Below are 18614 nucleotides of genomic sequence, written 5' to 3' on the forward strand. Positions count from 1 at the left end.
ACCAGCGAAATGGGCTGGCGGAGGCCTGCGAGAGCGTGTGACGGTTCGGTCCATGGGCAACTCCAGGGCATATCCCGTCTTCCGGACCACCGACGCGACCACGGCGTACACGCAGGCCATGCGCCTGTGCGCGCTGCTGGCGGAGTGCGAGGACGAGGTCGGGCTCATGGCCGAGCTTGAGACGGTCGAGGATCTGCGGAAGATGGCCGCGGTCTTGCCCGAGGCGACCTTCAACTACGTCGACATCCGTACTGGTTCGAACGGTCACTCCGGATGGTTCGACCTCGATGTGACGATGACGGAGGACGTCGTACTGGAAGCGCACCTGCCGCTGTACACGCTGGAGGACGTTGCGAGGGGGAGCGCGGAGAAACGCTTCGTAGCGGCTCTCGGCCAGGGCACGGCCGCCATCGACTGGCATGGTCTGTGGCCGGATGATCCAGAGGCGGACCAGTACGGGAGCGCGAAGTACGACGGGGTCCAGGTCGTGTTCCACGGCGATGACGCCCAGTGGGGCCGATGGACCGAACATCACACCGTCTTCGTCCACGTGGGCAAGTGGGGCGACCTGCCTCGGGCCGAGAAGCTCGCCGCGCGCATCGGCGGCGAAGTCCTGAGTGAGGAGCAACTCGGATGGTGATGATGTGCCAACCACCGCAGCCCCCGCCCCCGTCCGGGCGGGGGCTGCGGCTTGTCGGTGGGGGCCGGGCGTCAGGCCGCGCGTACTGCCATCAGCAGGCCGCTCGCCCATGCCAGGCGGACGCACCGGAAGTCCTCGCGGTCGTCCAGCTCGGACAGGAGGCGTTCGACGGAGGCCTGGTGGTCCTGGGGCCAGCCGGGCTGGGGGCGGAGGTCGTCGATCAGGTAGGTCCCGCCGGGAGCCACGAGGTCCAGGGCCCGGTCGAGGTGGGTGAACTTGCCCGGCCAGGTGTCCGCGAAGACGAGGTCGAAGGGAGCGCCGTCGAAGTCCTCCAGCCACCGGCCGCCGTCCCCGGCCACGAAGGTCACCCGCGGGTCGGCGCCCAGCTGTTCGCGGGCGATGGCCTGGACGGAGCCGTCGAGTTCGACGGTGGTCAGCCGGGAGGCGCGGTCCATGCCGCTGAGGAGCCAGGCGGCGCCCTCGCCCGCACCGGTGCCGAGTTCCAGGATCCGGCCCGCTGGCCGCCCGGCGGCGAGCGCCGCCAGGAGACTGCCCGTACGGTCCTCGCAGGACAGGGTGAAGCCCGCGGCGCTCGCCTTGGCGCGCAACGCGGGCAGGGTGGCCGGGAGGTGGTTCGGAGAATCGTCCATGCGGAGATCATGTGAGGGCTCTGCCCCGGGCAAGACCGTTTCCCGGCGCGGCCGCCGATGCCGACCCGGCGAATGCCCTCGTCACCGCCTGCGTCAACCGGCGCCGACCGGCGCGCTCCTGATTGTCAGTGGGCGCGGGCAGAGTGTGCCGTATGACCGCAGCCGCTTCCCACGCCCCAGCCACCGCAGCCGACTACAGCTGGATACGGGCCTCGCCCTCGCTGTTCGCGTACGCGCTGGAGGGCGGGTACACCCTGACCCTGGTACGCGGCCGCTCGCCTGTGGAGGTGCTGGAGGTGGTGGAGGCCGAGCCGCGGGACGTGTGCGAGGGGTTCCACGGCCTGGTCTTCGAGCACACGGAGATCCTCGACGCGTACGGGTACTCGCCCGACTCCTTCCTCGCGGGCGCCTTCACCGTGCCGGGCGAGGGAGGGGACTGGACCCTCGTGCTGGAGTTCGGCGGAGACGTGGGGACGCGGCCGCAGTTCATGGAGGCCTTGTCCGCCGGGTCGCGCGCCGTCTCGCACACGAGCAACGGGGGGAAGCCCATGGACTTCTTCCACTGGTACGAGGACGGCGAGTTGAGGACGACCTTCGAACACCCGGCGGACCGCACCGGCAGCACCCCCGACGCGCTGAACGCGGTGATGAGCGAGCTCGGCCTGAACCCGACGGGCGACCCGGAGCCCGGTGTCGACGAGAAGGCGGCGGTGTTCGCGCTCGCCGAGCGGCTCACGGGCGTCCGGGTGACCGAGGAACTGCTGCGGGACGCCGAGTACGTCACCGGAGAGGTACGGGAGGAACTGCCGCCGCACCTGCTCTGACGGCCCGGGTCAGCCGCTGGGCTGCGTAGCGAAGAGTTCGAGGTGCCCGCACCGGGGGCAGCGGGCGGCCTCGACGCGGTAGCGCTTCTTGCCCTTGCGGCTGAAAGCGCCCGTGGGCATCGCGCCCTCCACCCACCGGGTGAACCCGCTGGGGCTGGTGATGTCGTCCAAGAGGCCCTTCTCGAGGCCGGTGGCTGAGCACTGGGTGCACGTGACTATGTCCATGCGCGGAGTCTAGGAACGAAGCCGCGGAAGGGTCGCCTACGGTTCGGTCAGCCGTGGGATGACGCACGCGCGACGAACCCGGCCCAGGCGCGGGGCGCGAAGGCGAGGTGGGGCTGGTGGAGGTCCTTGGAGTCGCGGACGTGGATCGTGGCGGGGGTGTGGGCCACCTCTACGCAGGAGTCGCCTTCACTGCCGCTGCTGTAGCTGCTCTTGAACCAGTCGAGCGCGGGATTGTCGATCATGTCTCTCCCAGCAGTTCCTTGATGAAGTCCTGCGACTCCCGCGGCGTGAGAGCCTCAGCCCGGATGATGCCATAGCGCAGCTCAAGGACTCGGAGCTGCCTCGGGTCGGAGACCGGGCGGCCGTTGAACGCCCCTTCGGAGCGCCCGACGGCCGTACCGTCCTCGAACTTCAGGATCTCGATTCCGCCGCCCATCCCAGCGTGGGCCTCCCGGCTGTTCGGCATGACCTGGAGGGTCACGTGCCGCAACCGGCCTACTTCCAGGAGTCGTTCGAGCTGTTGGCGCCATACCAGTGTGCCCCCGATGGGACGCCGCAGGGCGGAGGCTTCGTGGACGAAGCTGATGGCCGGGGCAGGCGTCCGGCTGAAGACGGACTGGCGGGCCATGCGTGCGGCCGTGTACCGCTCCACCTCGTCCTGTGAGTACGAGGGCTGCCGCATCTCGAAGAGGGCCCGGGCGTGGTCCGCTGTCTGCAGCAGCCCGTGTACGACGTGCGTGCTGTAGACGCCGATCTCGACCGCCCGACCCTCAAGCTTCGCCAGGTCCCGGACCTTCTTCGGGTAGCGGACCTGCTCCATGTCCGCCTTCATCGCGGCGATCTTCCCGCCCGCCCGCAGCGCCTCGTCCGCCCTGTCCAGGTACTCGGGGCGGGGGATCCGTTTGCCCGCCTCGACCTTGCGGACCAGGTCCTCGCCGTAGCCGATCTCCGTGCCGAAGTCGCCGGCGCGGATGCCCGCCTCCTCGCGCCAGGCCTTGAGCTGGCGGCCGAGGGCGGCCAGTACGGCCACCCCCTGTTCGTCCTCGGGATCGACGTCCCAGCCGGCGTCTTCCGTACCGTCGCTGTCCGCGCTCATGCGTGACCCACCTTCAACGCACCGAATTCCTCAGCGCTCTGTTCCCGAAGCCCGGACGGGACAGGCGCGACAGCACCGGACAACGACCGGACAGAAGCCGGACGCTCGGGCGGTTCCACTGCTCACGGTACGCACGCACCACCACGCTCGGTGACATGAATACGCACATCCGTGACTCCGTGCTCCAGTTCACCGCTCAGCTCGCCGCCACGCCCCTCGGCGCGCGCCAGGCCCGGCGGCTCGCCGTCGAGACGCTGGCCGGGTGGGGCGTGCCCACCGAGGGCCCGCGCTGATCGTGGCCGAGCTCGCCGCCAACGCGGTGACCCACGGCCGGGTGCCCGGTCGGGACTTCCGGATTGGGCTGGCCCTCGTAGGCGAGGTGTTGCGGATCGAGGTGGTGGACACGCGGGCGGACCGGGTCCCGGGCTTCCGGGACGCGGGTGGGGGTGCGGAGGGCGGGCGGGGGCTGGTGCTGGTCGATGCGATCGCGGACCGGTGGGGCGTGGACCTCGGACTGCCGCCGTGCAAGGTGGTCTGGGCTGAGGTGGGTGTGGCGCGAGGGCCTGCGCAAGTGGTCCGGGGGTGGGGTGTTCGAGGTGGATAGGCTGCGCCGAAGTCGGGGATGGGGGAGTCGTGTTGGAGCGACGGAAGCTGATGTGGGCGGTGCTGGGGCTGGCGGTCCTGCCTGTCGGGTGGGTCCTGTGGCAGGCGGAGGACATGGATGACGGCGAGGGCAGGGCCGAGGGTGACTGGCGTACGGACGCCGCGCCGCTGGAGCAGGCGTTCCCGCTGCTGGGCCCGCTCGCCGATGCCCAGTGGGTGAGCAGCCGGGACAATGACCGGGCTCTGTCGTCGCCGGAGCTGGTGATCTCGGGCTTCTGCCGGCTGGGCCCGGGAAAGCTCGCCGAGTTGACGGCGGCCCACGCCTTTGTCTCCGAGGGGCCGGAGGATGACTTCTCCTCCTGGTTCGAGAGGCCGCTCGTGGGTGAGGGGCCGAAGGATCCGCAGTGGATCCGGTCGCAGGAGCTCGACCGCGACGGCAGCGGCTACTCCACCAACCTGTGGTTCGACCGTCGCAGCGACACCGTCCGCTTCTGGGCACTCAACCCGTACGGCTAGGGCTTGTCCCCGTGTGGATCATGTCGCCGGCGCCGGCGGCGGCGGCGGGGTCCAACCGGGTCGCGGGGAGCCGGGATCCGGTGGCGCCGGACGCAACCCCTTGAAAGGACGGGGTGAAACCAACCCAACCCACCCCTCCGGCTCCCCGTCGCGGCGCCATCACTCGCACGGGTGAACTGTGCCAACTGGGCTGGATTTCGGGAGGGTTGCCGGGCATATGCTCGCCCCACACAACCTCAGACATGAGACGGCCCCCGCCGGGACGGCAATCCCGATCGAGGGCCTGACCAAAGCAGGAAGCTTCGACCTTCCCCATGGCTCTTCGGCAGCTTAGCGCGCCCTCGCGCGCATCGTCCCGTGTTCCCGCCGGGACCCCCCGATCAGGTGTCGACCACGTCAACATCCGGCACGACGGCCACTTCACCGTGATCGGCAACCACCTCATCCAGCACCGCGAGCTGTCGCTGACCGCGATCGCCCTCGGCGCCTACATCCAGTCGCTGCCCGCTGGGGCCCGTGTCGGGATCCAGAGGCTGAAGGAGCGCTTCAAGGAGGGGGAGGTCCGGATCTCCGGCGCCCTGCGGGAGCTGGAGGAGTACGGGTATCTGGAGCGCAGCAAGGTCCGGTTGGCGAGCGGGCAGGTGATCACCCGGACGGTGTCCTACAACCACCCGTCCGCGAAGTACGGTTCGGCCCCCCGGCCGGGACCCGCGCCCGCGCCCGCGGCTGTGCCCGCGCCGGCGCCCGCGCCCGTGTCGGGGCCGGTGCAGGAGCCCGTGCTCGAGCCGGAGCTCGAGCCGGTGCCGGAGCCCGTGCCCGAGCCGGAGCCGGAGCCCGCGCCGGGGCCCGTGTCCGATCCCGCGCCGGAATCGTCGCCCGATCCCGGGCCGGAGGCGGCACTGAGGCCCGCCCCGGTGTCGGAGCCCTGGCCGGGGCCCGGTCCCGTACAGCCGCCGGAGGCGTTCGCGTTGCTCGCGCGGTTGCGGGGGGACGATCCGCGGCTACTGATCGCGGACCGTGATGTGCGGAAGCTGGCGCCCCGGGTCGCGCAGTGGCTGGAGCGCGGGGCGGAACCCGCGGCCATCCGGCTCATGCTGGCTGCGGAGCTGCCCGCCGACCTGCGCCATCCGGCGGGACTCATCGAGTACCGGCTCAAGGCCTGGCTCCCGCCCCACCTCCCCGCGGCAGCGCCCGTACGGCCCGTCGTGCGGCCGGACCCGATGCGGAACTGCGACGGCTGCGACCGGGGCTTCAGGGCGGCGCGGCCGGGAACCAGGTGCCGCGACTGTCCTCCCGCCCCCTGACGTCCGGCGATCCTCGTTATGCTCGGCTGTCGTTCGAACCAACCACCGCAGCTTTTCCGAGGACGTGAATCGGCTTGATATCCATGCCTGTTGAGCTGGTCGCCGTCGCCGTCGACGTCGTCGCTGTCGCGGTGCTTGTCGCCGCGTGGCTGCTCTGGAGATCCTCGCGAAGCACCGCCACCGCTGCCACTCCCAGCACCACGGATTCCGGCGAGCACGCGACGCCAAGCGCCTTGGCAGTGGCCGAAGTCCGGCCCGAGTTCCCTCCGGCAGGGCTTCTGGTCTCCGAGGACGTTCTCCGGTCCGTCGGCTCGACGTCCGCCGAGATCTGGGATGCGCTCGAAGCCGCATCGGTGCCGGTCGCCGTCGAGTACCACCCGGTCAGCGAATCGGAGGTCGCGAAGCTCCGTACCGTGCCCCTGAACGCGACGGCTCAGCAGGTGATGACCGGGATCGTGGAGGCCCTCAACCCGAAGAGCCCGACGTTGTTCCGGGTGGTGCTGCCCAAGGGTGCGGAGCTCGTCAAGGCCGCCGGAACGTCCGGGTTCCGAGGGTTTTCCCGGACCGACGGCCAGACGGTGCACGCCGTTCTGAAGCCCGTCGCTGCCGGAGGAGCCATCGTGGCGGGCTGGCCGGTGCTGGCCGTCGCCGGAACCGTCCTGGCGATGGACATGATCGCCCAACGGGAGCAGCGGGCACACCAACGCCGAGTCGAAGCCATCCTGGGCCGCCAGGAGGAACGTCACTACGAGGAACGGATCACGGCCCAGCGGTCGGCCGATGCCCAGCTGTCCCGCGCGATCAGCCTGATGCTCGATGGCCGCAATCCGAGCATGGAACTCGCTCTGAAGAGTGCGGACGACGAGTTCTACCGCTCCCAGCAGTTCTTGGAGAAGCACCGCGGCGTCATCGACGAGCTGGTGGACGAGGACGGCAAGGCCGACTATCGCCGCCTGGAGGAGGCTCTTGGCGGACAGACGAAGGAGACGGACCAGTTCGTCCGGGAGCTCCACCTGGCGCGAGCGGCGATCATGATGCGGCGCAAGGCGATGGTTGCCGACGCGGCGGCGGTAGCGCTTGCGGATCCCACCAATCCTTACGCCGCACTGCGGAGATTCATGGAGTCGCAGGTCCATCAGTTGGAGAACGCTGATGCGGTCGAGACCGAACTGACCGCACGGCTCACCCAGGTCGAGCTCAAGGGCCGCTGGTACGACTCCGACAAGTCGGTGGCGGAGCGGCAGGAACTGTTCCGTGCCCGAGTCGCCCCGCCGTCCGGAACCGATGGCGACACCGGGATTCGCTACGTCATGACATCGTCCGGCCAGATCCTCCAGGTTCTTCCGCCCGAGGAGCCGGAAGAGCCGGAAGAGCCGGAACAGCCCGAAGAGCCAGAACAGCCCGAAGAAGACGAGCCTTCTATGCGGCTCGCGCTTGACGAGTAGGCGTCACGACCGGCCGGCCTCCCGGGCCGCCTGTTCCAGGCGGGCGTGGTGGGCTTGGGCCGCACCTGTGCGCACGGCATGGGGGTGTGGGCGGCGTGGCGTGGAGCATCGGTGAAAAGGCGGGCACAGGGGTGTTCAGGGTGGTTACCGCTAAGTAAATTACCGGCGGTAACACTCAGTCGGGCCAGGGAGGCACGCCGTGACCGCCGAATCGAGCCTGGTGAGGGTCGCCAAGCCAGTCGAGCCCGTCAAGACCGTGATCGAAGGACGGGTCCGTGAGGTGTGGGTGCCGCCGCTGGCCCCGGTGCCGGTCCGCGGGTCCCTCGGGGACATCCCCTTCGACAATGCGCGGGAGGCGCCGCGAGAGGCCGTACTCGCCCGCAAGGAGCGGGACGGGACCTGGCGGGACGTCACGGCCGCCGAGTTCGCCGGCGAAGTGCTCGCCGTCGCGAAGGGGCTGATCGCCGAGGGGCTGCGGCCGGGCGACCGGCTGGCCATCATGGCGAGGACCACCTACGAGTGGACCCTGCTGGACTTCGCGGGCTGGGCGGCCGGGCTGGTCACCGTACCGGTCTACCCGACCTCCTCCGCGATCCAGGCGCGCTGGATCATCCAGGACTCGGGCGCCGTGGCCTGCGCCGTGGAGGACACCTCGCAGGCGCGGATCATCAGCGCGGAGCGGGCCAACCTGCCCTGGCTGCGCCATCTCTGGGAGTTCGACACGGGGGCCGTGGCCCAGCTGGTCAAGGCCGGGGAGCACGTGCCCGACGAGGTCGTGGCGGCCCGGCGGGCCGGGTGCGCGCCGGAGTCCGTCGCGACGCTGATCTACACCTCCGGGACGACGGGACAGCCCAAGGGGTGCGTGCTGACGCACGCCAACTTCTTCGCCGAGGTGGACAATGCGGTGGAGCTGCTGCACCCCGTCTTCAAGTCGGTCAGCAAGGACCCGGCCTCGACCCTGCTCTTCCTACCGCTGTCGCACGTCTTCGGGCGGATGGTGGCCGTCGGGTGCATGCGGGCGCGGGTGAAGCTGGGTCACGCGCCGAGCATTCGGAGCGAGGACCTGCTGGCCGACCTGGCCGGCTTCCGGCCGACGTTCCTGCTGGCGATCCCGTACGTCCTGGAGAAGGTCTACAACACCGCGCGGGCGACCGCCGAGAAGATGGGCCGGGCCTCCTCCTTCGACCGGGCGGCGCGGATCGCGCGCAGCCTCGGCGAGGTCGCGGTCGTGGAGGGCAAGCGGCCGGGGCTGGGCCTGCGGCTGGGCCGGGCCCTGTACGAACCGCTCGTATACCGGCGGATCCGGGCCGCACTGGGCGGGCGCGTCCGGTACATCCTCAGCGGCGGCTCCCCGCTCGGCCGGCGCCTCGCCGCGTTCTACACGGGCGCGGGCGTCGAGGTCTTCGAGGGCTACGGGCTCACGGAGACGACGGCGGCTGCGACCGTCACCCCGCCGCTGCGGCCCCGGTTGGGCACGGTGGGGTGGCCGCTGCCGGGGACGGCGGTACGGATCGCGGACGACGGGGAGGTGCTGTTGCGGGGGCCGCACGTGTTCGCCGGGTACTGGAACAGCGGCGTCGCGGTCGGCGGGGAACAGTGGCTGTGCACCGGGGACATCGGGGAGCTCGACGCGGACGGGTACCTGACGATCACCGGGCGGAAGAAGGACGTGATCATCACCTCCGGCGGCAAGAACGTGGCCCCCGCACCCCTGGAGGACTGGCTACGGGCCCACCCGCTGGTGGGCCAGTGCATCGTGGTCGGCGACAACCGGCCCTACGTCACCGCGCTGATCACCCTGGAACCGGAGGGGCTCCAGCACTGGCGGCAGATGCGCAAGAAGACGGGCGTGCCGATCAGGGAGCTGGTGGGCGACGAGGAACTGCGGGCGGACCTCCAACGCGCGGTGGATGAGGCGAACCGGCTGGTGTCGCGGGCGGAGTCGATCCGGCGCTTCGCGGTGCTGGCGGGCGACTTCACGGAGGAGCGGGGGCACTTGACGCCTTCGCTGAAGCTGAAGCGGGGCGTGATCGCGCGGGATTACGCGCGGGAGATCGAGGCGCTGTACCGGTCCTCCTGAGGGCCGGACGGGCCTGACAGGCCGGGGCGGGCGCGGCCGGGGTGGCTACGCCCGGGTGGCTACGCCCGGGGTGGCTACACCCGGGGTCAGCGGTGGATCCAGCCCCGCAGGCCGCCCTGTCCCTGCTGCCGCTGCTTCTTCTTCGCGTCCGACCGCAGGGCGCGCGCCCGCTTCTCCCACTGGACGGACTGCGCGTCTCCCCGGCTGTACAGCAGCCGGAGCACGGCGTCGAGCAGGGTCACCGCACGATGCGGGTCCCCGGACTCGGTGACGCAGTGGGCGTGCTGGATCCGCAGGCCCACGGGGGTCCTTCCCAGGGCCGCGGGACTGCTCGGCAGCAGCTGCTCGTAGTACGGCAGGGCCGCGCGGTGCTGCCCGAGGCCGTAGGTGTCCAGGGCCAGGCGCAGCGTGACGTCCCGGACCCGCGGGTCGTCCGGGCCCAGGCCCCGGACCAGGTCGGGCAGCAGCGGCGCGAGCAGGTCCCGGCGGCGGGCCGCCTGCTCTGGGGTGCGCTCCCGCGGTGCGGCCAACGGCCGTGCCTGCCCGTCGTATTCGCGGTCCAGGGCCTCCACCAGGTCCAACCGGGCGATCAGGGTGATCTCGTCGTCGGCGCCCAGGACACGGGTGGAGCGTTCGATGACCTCCGTGAGTACGGAGAGCCACCGCCGGCCGTCGACCTGCCCGCGGGCGGCGGCCGAGCCGGCCAGGACCGCCTGCACGTCGATGGTCCGGCGGTCCTCGTGGCCCAGTACGCCCAGCAGCCGGGGGAGGACGCGTTCCAGCCCGGTCGGGTCGCCTGCCGACTGCCAGAGGTACATGGAGTGCTGGTAGCCGGCCTCGACGGCCAGCGGGTCGTCGGCGCCGAGCGTTTCGCCGAGGTCGCCGATCAGGAGGTCGAGCTGCCGCAGGAACTCCCCGCCGGTGCCCGTGCGGCCCGAGGCCAGGATCCGGTCGAGCCGCGCGGCGAAGACCGGGCGCGCGGTGTCGTCCGCCGAAGCCCGGCGTGTGTCGTCGTGGGGCCTGCGCGGGTCCGTGGGGGTCCGGCCGCCGGCGTCTTGGGCGACGGGCGGTCCCTCGTCCCCGCGGATCAGGGCGTTCAGCCGGTCGATGACCTCGCCGGCTCCGGCCGGTCGCCGCGCCGGATCCTTGGCGAGCAGGTCCAGCACCAGTCGGTCGGCCCCGGGAGGAAGCCCGGGCCGCAGCGAGCTGGGCAGAGGCGGCTCCGTGTGGGCGTGCGCGTAGGACAGCGCCTCGACCTCTTGCGCGGGGAAGGGCAGCCGCCCCGTCAGCAGCTGCATCAGGAGGCAGCCCAGGGCGTAGAGGTCGGCCCGTCCGTCGACGGACGAGGCTCCGAGCAGGCGCTCCGGCGCCATGTACTCGAACGAGCCGATGACGTAGCCCGTGGCCGTGAGTCCAGGCTGGTGCAGGTACTTGGCGATGCCGAAGTCGAGCACCTTCGCGCGGCCCGTTCCCGGCCCGCCGTGCCCGGTGATCATCACGTTCAGGGCCTTGATGTCCCGGTGTACGACGTTCCGCTCGTGTGCGGCCCCGAGTGCCTCGCAGATGTCCCGGGCCCAGGCGAGGGCGGACTCCGTGGGCGGCACCCCGCGGCGCACTACGGCCTCGAGGGTCTCCCCCTCCACGAGTTCCATCACGAGGTAGACGAGCGGCTGCCCCTCGTACTCCGCCTCGCCGTAGTCGTACAGGGCCGCGATGCACGGGTGGACGAGGGTGCCCGCGAGGTGTGCCTCGGAGGCGAACCGCTGCCTGTCCTCCGCGGACCGCGGATATCCGATCTTGACGGCGACCGTCCGGCGCACCCGGGTGTCGAAGGCCCGCCACACCTCGCCGAAGCCGCCCCGTCCCAATAACCCGGCCAGCTCGTACCGCTCGTCCAGTACGTCCCGTTCCCGCATGCGCGCCCCCTCCGCCCCGTACTCCGTACCCGCCCGTGATCGGGCGCGTCAAGGGGCCGGATGGGTGATGGGCTCGCGGAGCGGGGTGAGCGGGGCGCGCTTATCGTGAGCTGACTGGTTCGGGGGGCCGCCCCAGGAGGGTGCAGTGCACCGTTCCCGTTCCCGTTCGCGCCCCCGTTCGGGCTCCCCTGCGCGGGCTCGTACCAGGATAGGCGCCGGCGTCCTCGGCACCGCTCTGGCCGGGGCGCTGCTCGCCGCCGTGCCCGGGGCGCCGGCACCCGCCGGCACGGGGATCCACACGGGGATCCAGTGGGGCGCGTGCCCCGAGAAGCCCGTGCCCGTCGGTATGCGGTGCGGCACCTTCACCGCGCCGCTCGACTACGAGGGCATGGGCCAGGGCAAGGGTCAGGGGACCGTTCGGGTCGCCGTCGCCAAGCTTCCCGCCACCGGCCCCGCCGCCAAGCGGATCGGCTCCCTCGTGCTGAACTTCGGCGGTCCCGGTGCCCCCGGCGTCTCCACGCTCGCCGCCGACCCCAACGCCTTCGCGGAGCTCAACAAGCGCTACGACCTCGTCGTCTTCGACCCCCGCGGCGTCGGACGCAGTGCCCCCATCACCTGCGGAGGAGGCGCCGCGCCGGGGGACGAGGTCCCCGACGGGCCCGTCGCCGGGCTCGCCGCCCTGCGCGCCGTCGCCAAGCGCTGCGCGCTGGACTCCGGCCCGGTGCTCCCGTACGTCGGTACCGTGAGCGTGGCCCGCGACATGGACCTGCTGCGCCAGGCCCTCGGGGAGGAGAAGCTCGACTTCCTCGGCTTCTCCTACGGCACGCGCCTCGCCGCGGTCTACGCCGCGCTGTTCCCGCGCCGCGCCGGCCGGATGGTCCTCGACGGGGTCGACACCCTCAGCGAGCCGCTCGGCGAGCAGGCCCTGATGTCGGCGGTCGGCCAGCAGCGGGCGCTGGACAACTTCCTCGTCTGGTGCGCCCACCGGCAGGGCTGTGTCTACGGCACGAACACCCGTACCGCCAAGGAGAAGGTCCAGGCCCTCGTCACCCGCCTGGACGCGGCGCCGCTGACCGGCGAGGGCGGACTGCGCTTCACCGGGCAGGACGTGGCCGAGGCCATCGCGGCCGCCCTGTACTCGCAGAAGTCCTGGCCCGACCTCGCGGACGCGCTCGAGCTGGCCGAGCGCAGCGGCGACCCCGTGGGGCTGATGCAGCTCGGGGGTCCGGACGAACCGCCACCGCCCCGGGAGGAGACCGCCGACGGCGCCGCCGTCCCGGCCATCCCGGCCGTCCCCGCCGTCCCGGCCGTCCCCGCCGACAACGCCTCCGCCGCACTCGTCGCCGTGAACTGCGCCGACGACCCGGACCGCGGCGACGCCAAGGCTTCCCCGGCGGCCGTCGCGCGGGAGCTGGCGGAGCTCCGGCCGGTCTTCCTCGCCGCCTCGCCGATCTTCGGGCCGCGCCAGTTGACGACGGTGCTGGCCTGCTACGGGCGCCCCGCCGGCACCGATTTCATCCGCGGGATCGACCGCCCGGCGGGCATCCCGCGCATGCTGCTCGTCGGTACGCGCGGAGACCCGGCCACCCCGTACGAGTGGACGGAGGAGACGGCGAAGCGGCTCGGCAACGCCGTGGTCCTGGACTACAAGGGCGACGGGCACACCGCGTACGTCGCCTCGCGCTGCGTGCAGGGGTACGTGGACCACTTCCTGATCGACGGCCGGCTGCCCTCCGGGACCCGCTCCTGCCCCGCCGAGGAGTGAGGAGCGGGGCATGTGGCATGGCCCGCCCGCGAGTTCGTGCGACCGCGCGTACAACCAGGACGTCGGCTGAGGTGTCACACCAGGAGATCACCCACTGATCCCTGGGAGACGTCTTGAAGAGATTCACCTCGGCGGCGCTCGTCGCCGCCGGCGCCGTTCTCGGCACCCTGCTCGCATCCGGAACTGCGCAGGCCGCGGATCCCGTCGGCACCATCAGCGCCTACGCACGCCCCGAGGGCATCGCGGTCATGACCGCGAAGCCCATGCCCGCCTTCGTCGCCCACATCCGCAAGAAGGGCAGCGAGACCCGGATCCAGACCGTCAAGGAATTCAGGCACACCGCCCCTGGCTGCGCCGGCTGCCTGGAGGTGTACCAGTCCGATGGGTTGAGATTTGCCGACCTCGGCCTCTACACCGTGGACGTCGAGTACAAGGGCACCCAGGGCGAGCAGATCCTCCGCAAGGCCGTGGCGGAACTCGACTACCGTGCGCTCGCCAGGTTCGAGAACAGAGCCTCGACCGAGACGGTGTCCCTCGACAGCCTGAACACCACCGTCTCCGCCGACCTGATCGCTCGCGACCCCCGTGACGGGAAGAGCACCCCGCTCGCCGGCAGGAAGGTGACCGTTTCCCTCGTGGGCCAGTCGTCCAAGACGCTCACCACCGACGCCGCCGGACATTTCTCCACGCCCGTGAGCTACACGGGTACGGAGAGAACGGCCCGGGTCGGCCTCGACCACGTCTCCACCGACCACGGCAGCGACTCGTCGGGCATCGACCCCAGGGTCGAGCGCCAGCAGGTGAAGATAGCCCTGGACGAAGGCTCCCGCTCGGTGACGGCCCCGTACGACACCTACGCCACCCTTGGCGGGACCATCACGCGAACCGCCAAGGACGGCACGCAGAAGCCGATCGCCACGTCGATGCTGCTGGTGATCCCCAACCCCTCGGGTGCCGGGTACACGACGTCCGGGTTCACGAGCGATGCCACGGGCCGGTTCACCAAGGCCGGGAAGGTCCGGTCGTCCACGACCTGGAAGGTCGGCACCGCGTACAACCAGCAGTGGCTCGTCCTCAACCACTTCGTCGACGTCAGTGCCACGGTGACGGCGGGAACCGCCTTCGAGTCCGTTGACATGAGCGTGGACAAGTACCGCAAGGTGTCCGTGCGCGGAGGCCTCTTCCAGTACGCCACCTCGGCGGCGCGCGGCCCCGCCAAGGTCGAAGTCCAGTACTCGGTCGACGGCCGCACCGGTTGGTCCACCCGTAAGATCGTGGACGTCGTCATCGGCCAGTACTTCACCTTGCCCCCGCTGGAGAACGCGCCGGTCGACGGCTACTGGCGACTGCGGTACGCGGGCACGCCCGAGCTCCACGGGTCGACCTCGGAGCCCATTCGTCTGACCAGGACCGTCACCACCGTCGCGGACTTCAACGCGAAGCCCGAGCCGGTCCGCAAGGGCCAGTACCTCACGCTCACCGGCACGCTCAAGCAGCGGGCCGCGTCCGCCACGACCTGGCGGCCGTACGCGGCCAAGACCGTGCGCTTCTTCTTCAAGCCCGCCGGGACCGGTACCTCCTACGCCTACGTGGGTTCGACCACGACCGCCGCCGACGGCACCTTCAGCCGGAGGTTCACAGCCCAGCAGGACGGCACCTGGCAGGCCCGGTTCTACGACGACGGCACCACTCACTTCGCGAGCAGCAGCCGCGAGGACTACGTCGACGTCACCGGCTGACGAGACGGCCCGGCCGCTACGGCGGCCGGGCCGTCCACTGGTGTGCGGGTCAGCAGGTGGGGCGCGGTCAGCAGTTGGGGTGCGGGTCAGCAGTTGGGGCGCGGCGTGCGGCCCGCGAAGCGGTCCGCGAGCCAGTTGCCCGCCGCGAGGGACTGGGTGATGACGCCGCTGACGTGCTCGCCGATCCAGATGGTGTCGAATTCGAGGTTCGCGCCCTGCGCGCACCAGTCGGAGCGCAGCCGGCTCCCGACGGCGTACGGGATGAGCTCGTCGCCGAGCGCGTGGTACTGGAACACGGGCGCGGCCGGGGCGGTGCGCCCGAGCTTGCTCTGGTTCAGGCGGGCCTGCCAGTCCGGCTGTGCGAGCGGGTTGCGGGTGGTCAGGTCGGAGATCCGCTTGAAGGAGCCGGCGATGGCGTCGATGGCCACGCAGTTGTCCTTCATGGCGCCGACGAGGAGCTTCCCGGCCGGGTTGAGGTAGGAGTCGAGCTTCAGTTCCGGGAAGGCCGCGTCCTGGCCGGCGGCGGCCATGAAGATGAGGCCGGAGCCGTAGGAGCCGTTGTTGAAGTCGGCGACCTTCAGCAGATCGGCCGGGACGCCGCCCGTCGCGGTGCCCTTGACCTGCAGCTCCGGGGCGTACGAGCCCTGCAGCTCGGCGGCCCAGCTGCTGGCCTGGCCGCCCTGGGAGTACCCCATGATGCCGACGGGCGTGTTGGCCGGCAGCCCGGCCTCGGGGAGGCGGGTGGCCGCGCGGGCGGCGTCGAGCACGGCGTGGCCGGCGGAGGGGCCGACGGTGTAGGTGTGCACGCCAGGGGTGCCGAGGCCCTCGTAGTCGGTGACGACGACGGCCCAGCCTCGCAGGGTGAGCTGCTGGATGAGGTTGGCCTCCATGGCGGTGCCGTACGGGAGGTTGTTGCTCGGCGCGCAGGAGTCGCCCATGCCGACGGTGCCGACGGCGTAGGTGATCAGGGGGCGCGGGCCGGTGCGGCCGTCCTGCGGGACGATCACGGTGCCGGAGACGACGTTCGGGGCTCCGTCGGCGGTCGTCGAGTTGTAGTGGATCTTCCAGGCCTTGGTGTTGGTCGGCTGGCCGGGCAGCGGGTGGAACGCGGACGGCGCGCTGCTGACGATGTCGCCGGGGCGGGCGGTGGCAGCCTCCTCGGCCTGGGCGGTGGCGGTGGGGATCGCGGCCGAGAGGGCCAGGGCGGCCACTGCGGCGAGTGCTGAGCTTCGGATGCGCATGGGGCGGCTCTCCCAAGGGTCCGGGTGGGGGTGGTAGGTGAGGAGAAGGTAGTGACCGACCGGTAGGAACGTCGCTGACCGCACAGCTCAGCTTTCCTGGCCCGGGGCCTCACATGTGCGCGGAACGATCTCGGTAAAACCGTCCCGCGAATGCCGTGCACCCGTTAAACTCCCCATTCTCAAGCCGTCGACCGGGGCGAATTTCAGGAGTCCGGCTGGAGTGCTTGAGGTGACGTCGCGTGGACGACTGGTGAGGGTGGGAATCGCTTATGGCAGCGGAGCTGATTCGTTATGATCAAGGCCGCGTCTCGATGCATCCCGCCGTGGGGCACATCGCCACCGCACTGAGCCCACTGGCCGCTGCCGCGACAATCGTGTCGCAAATCGGCGCCTGCATCGTCGAGATCAACAGGTTCAGGCTGGAAGCCAGATATATCGCCGGGCAGCGGGATATCTCCTTGGAGATCATCAAGGCCCGGCAGCATGCCATCGTCCAGCTCTTTGACGCCGAGAGGCGTGCGTCGATGCAGACGACCGTCGACCGCCGGGGCCTTATGGCCGGCTACCATCAAATGATCAGTAATTCCTGCGATGTGCGCGTCTCCGAAGCGGAACGCACTCTGGCGATGACGATCATTCCCGTCCTGTCGGGCCAGATCGTTCAGGACCGGGCCAGAGCGGGTGACGACCTGATCCGATTGAGTGATTCCCTGGCGCTCGGTCAAGCGGATACCGCAGTCGCGGCGTGGCGCGCACTGGAACGCTGACGCGTTCGGGCCGTTGGGGACAGGGGTGGGTGCGAGTGGAATCGGCTGCTCAGTGGTTGGTCATCGCGATTATCGTGCTGGCCGCCATTGCTTATGCGATAAAAGGGCTGGGGTGGCTCTTCGAGAATGAGCCTGTGTATGTGATTCTCGGAGTCGTTGCGGTCTGCGTGATTGCCTATGCCTGGTACAGGTCAAGCCGTCCGGTTGCAGCGCCTGTCAACACCAAAGCCATGGTGATTCGGGCGCGCCGGTCCGAAGAGTTGCTCATCGAGTCACGGCGCGTGCTCGAACGTGAGGCGGAATCGCTCAAGAACCTTCGGTTCGAAGTCCGGGACGAGGTCAATTTCGAAGCCTACCGCCAAGCGCACCGCGAGAGTCGCCTCATTGCCGACCGGTGGTACAAGCACAAACGCAGTGCCATTGAAACCCGCAAGGAGATATCTGCCGGCCTGAACAAAATGTGCGCGAACAAGAACCGGCTGGACCGGAGGTCCCAAGCTTCTTCGCAGTCGCGGCGCCGCAAACTCGGTCAGGAAGTGCGGGCGGCGCAATCGGTGATCGACAGCCTGCGCGGAGCGATTTCGTCCCTCAACGCCGAGGTGAACCGAGGGGCGCAGAGCCTTGATGTCTACAATCGGCAGACTGGCAGGTTGCGTGATCACATTCGGGATCACTGCGGCTCGAAGGGCAGGCGCTGGTTCGCTCAGCTCGAAGCGAGAAAGAACAAGATCATCGACAAGGGCTAGGACACCTCCTGGCTAGGCCCGTTCGCCCGCACAGGGCTGCGGCCCCCCCGACGCGATGCGGTACGCCCCCGGAGTGGTGCCCGTCCAGCGGCGGAAGGCGCGGTGGAAGGCCGTGTCCTCCGAGAAGCCCAGGCGGGCCGCCAGTTCCGCGATGGGCTCGCGGCTCTCCGCCAGGCCGGCTATCGCCGCATCGCGCCGTACGTGGTCCTTCAGCTGCTGGAAGGACGTGCCCTCCTGCTGGAGCCGCCGCCGCAGCGTCGCCGGGGACACCGCCAATCGCCCGGCCACCTCGCCCAGTTCCGGCAGGCGCGGCGAGCCCCGCAGGGCCTGGGTCAGGGTCCGGCGGACCTGCTCCGCGACCGTGGTCCCGTACGCCGGCCGGGACAGCAGGTCGAAGGGGGCCCGGCGCAGCATCGCGTCGAGCGCGGCCTCGTCCCGTACCAGCGGAGCCGTCAGCCAGTGCGCGTCGAAGGCCACGGCCGCGCCCGTGCGCGCCTCGCCGAAGCGGACCGGGCAGTCGAAGAGCAGCTCGTACTCCGCCTCGTGCGGCGGCGCCGGATACGCGAAGGAGGCGTAGGCCAGGGGGATGCGGCGGCCGATCAGCCAGCTGCTCAGCCGGTGCCAGATGGCGAGCACGCACTCGGTGAGGAAGCGCTCCTCGTCCCGCGCGAAATCGTTCCGCACCGCGAACCACGCCTGCCCGCCCTCGACTTCGAGCGCCAGCTCCGGACCGCCCGGGAACAGCCCGTAGAAGGTGGCGGAGCGTTCCACCGCCGCACCGAGATCGCGGCAGCCCAGGGAGGCCCTGCACATCATCGCGAAGGTCCCGGGCCGGCTGGGGACGCTGGACAGGCCCAGGAACTCGTCCTGCGTGGCCCGGTACAGCGCCCGGAACAGCCGCGCGAACTGCGCGGGCGTGACCCGTGCCCGGTCGTCGCCCAGCAGCAGCTGCGGAATCTGCGCCTCCTGCAGCAGCGGCACGGTGTCCAGCCCGCTGCCGCGCGCCCCTGCGAGCACGGCACGCACGTGGTGCACGGTGACCGTCCGCCTCCCCATG

At 70.8% G+C, this 18614-nt stretch carries 17 protein-coding genes and 1 pseudogene; 11 read left to right on the top strand and 7 right to left on the bottom strand.

Going from position 1 to position 18614, the window contains the following annotated elements; genetic code table 11:
• Positions 1-52 precede the first annotated feature (52 nt).
• Positions 53-640, top strand: a complete 588-nt coding sequence (locus AC3IYI_RS23390) for a hypothetical protein (protein ID WP_489405607.1) — start codon at positions 53-55, stop codon at positions 638-640.
• A 71-nt stretch (positions 641-711) separates the two neighbouring features.
• Here the strand turns inward: AC3IYI_RS23390 and AC3IYI_RS23395 are convergent, their stop codons facing one another.
• On the bottom strand, positions 712-1290 hold the full coding sequence (locus AC3IYI_RS23395; protein WP_489405608.1) for an O-methyltransferase: 579 nt from the start codon (positions 1288-1290) through the stop codon (positions 712-714).
• Positions 1291-1442: 152 nt separating this feature from the next.
• Between AC3IYI_RS23395 and AC3IYI_RS23400 the strand changes: the two genes are divergently transcribed.
• Positions 1443-2114, top strand: coding sequence for a DUF6461 domain-containing protein (locus tag AC3IYI_RS23400; RefSeq protein ID WP_489405609.1), 672 nt, complete (start codon positions 1443-1445; stop codon positions 2112-2114).
• Between the two features lie 9 nt (positions 2115-2123).
• On the opposite strand, the gene AC3IYI_RS23405 is transcribed toward AC3IYI_RS23400, so the two are convergent.
• The 3 genes from AC3IYI_RS23405 to AC3IYI_RS23415 are packed head-to-tail and all read right to left on the bottom strand — an operon-like array spanning position 2124 to position 3435.
• Positions 2124-2339, bottom strand: coding sequence for a hypothetical protein (locus AC3IYI_RS23405; protein WP_327254384.1), 216 nt, complete (start codon positions 2337-2339; stop codon positions 2124-2126).
• Between the two features lie 47 nt (positions 2340-2386).
• Positions 2387-2581, bottom strand: coding sequence for a DUF397 domain-containing protein (locus AC3IYI_RS23410; protein WP_489405610.1), 195 nt, complete (start codon positions 2579-2581; stop codon positions 2387-2389).
• Positions 2578-3435, bottom strand: a complete 858-nt coding sequence (locus AC3IYI_RS23415) for a helix-turn-helix domain-containing protein (protein ID WP_489405611.1) — start codon at positions 3433-3435, stop codon at positions 2578-2580. Before AC3IYI_RS23415 ends, AC3IYI_RS23410 begins: the two co-directional genes overlap by 4 nt.
• Before the next feature lie 155 nt (positions 3436-3590).
• Here AC3IYI_RS23415 and AC3IYI_RS23420 point away from each other — a divergent pair.
• From AC3IYI_RS23420 to AC3IYI_RS23440, 5 genes and pseudogenes are all read left to right on the top strand, one after another.
• A pseudogene (locus tag AC3IYI_RS23420) lies at positions 3591-4039 on the top strand (ATP-binding protein).
• A 29-nt stretch (positions 4040-4068) separates the two neighbouring features.
• A complete protein-coding gene (locus tag AC3IYI_RS23425) occupies positions 4069-4554 on the top strand; it encodes a hypothetical protein (RefSeq protein ID WP_489405612.1) in 486 nt (161 codons plus the stop codon).
• Positions 4555-4868: 314 nt separating this feature from the next.
• Positions 4869-5858, top strand: coding sequence for a helix-turn-helix domain-containing protein (locus AC3IYI_RS23430; RefSeq protein WP_489405613.1), 990 nt, complete (start codon positions 4869-4871; stop codon positions 5856-5858).
• Between the two features lie 83 nt (positions 5859-5941).
• Complete coding sequence (locus AC3IYI_RS23435; RefSeq protein ID WP_489405614.1) at positions 5942-7303, top strand: hypothetical protein; 1362 nt, start codon at positions 5942-5944, stop codon at positions 7301-7303.
• Positions 7304-7523: 220 nt separating this feature from the next.
• On the top strand, positions 7524-9383 hold the full coding sequence (locus tag AC3IYI_RS23440; RefSeq protein ID WP_489411634.1) for an AMP-dependent synthetase/ligase: 1860 nt from the start codon (positions 7524-7526) through the stop codon (positions 9381-9383).
• 86 nt (positions 9384-9469) lie between these two features.
• Here the strand turns inward: AC3IYI_RS23440 and AC3IYI_RS23445 are convergent, their stop codons facing one another.
• The gene (locus AC3IYI_RS23445; protein WP_489405615.1) at positions 9470-11299 is read right to left on the bottom strand and encodes a serine/threonine-protein kinase; all 1830 of its coding nucleotides are present in this window, start codon (positions 11297-11299) and stop codon (positions 9470-9472) included.
• A 145-nt stretch (positions 11300-11444) separates the two neighbouring features.
• Here AC3IYI_RS23445 and AC3IYI_RS23450 point away from each other — a divergent pair, with 145 nt between their 5' ends.
• Positions 11445-13064, top strand: coding sequence for an alpha/beta hydrolase (locus AC3IYI_RS23450; RefSeq protein WP_489405616.1), 1620 nt, complete (start codon positions 11445-11447; stop codon positions 13062-13064).
• Between the two features lie 113 nt (positions 13065-13177).
• Positions 13178-14803, top strand: coding sequence for a hypothetical protein (locus AC3IYI_RS23455; RefSeq protein ID WP_489405617.1), 1626 nt, complete (start codon positions 13178-13180; stop codon positions 14801-14803).
• 86 nt (positions 14804-14889) lie between these two features.
• Here AC3IYI_RS23455 and AC3IYI_RS23460 read toward each other — a convergent pair whose 3' ends face one another.
• Positions 14890-16044 (bottom strand): lipase family protein, encoded by a 1155-nt coding sequence (locus AC3IYI_RS23460; protein ID WP_489405618.1) that lies wholly within the window; start codon positions 16042-16044, stop codon positions 14890-14892.
• Between the two features lie 269 nt (positions 16045-16313).
• On the opposite strand from AC3IYI_RS23460, the gene AC3IYI_RS23465 reads away from it, so the two are divergent.
• Together AC3IYI_RS23465 and AC3IYI_RS23470 are read left to right on the top strand one after the other, a co-directional pair.
• Positions 16314-16811, top strand: a complete 498-nt coding sequence (locus tag AC3IYI_RS23465) for a hypothetical protein (RefSeq protein ID WP_489405619.1) — start codon at positions 16314-16316, stop codon at positions 16809-16811.
• Between the two features lie 35 nt (positions 16812-16846).
• Positions 16847-17557, top strand: coding sequence for a hypothetical protein (locus AC3IYI_RS23470; protein ID WP_489405620.1), 711 nt, complete (start codon positions 16847-16849; stop codon positions 17555-17557).
• 12 nt (positions 17558-17569) lie between these two features.
• Here AC3IYI_RS23470 and AC3IYI_RS23475 read toward each other — a convergent pair whose 3' ends face one another.
• Positions 17570-18613, bottom strand: coding sequence for an AraC family transcriptional regulator (locus AC3IYI_RS23475; protein ID WP_489405621.1), 1044 nt, complete (start codon positions 18611-18613; stop codon positions 17570-17572).
• Between the last annotated feature and the right edge of the window lies 1 nt (position 18614).

It is taken from the genome of Streptomyces sp. GL_148 (assembly GCF_057834205.1).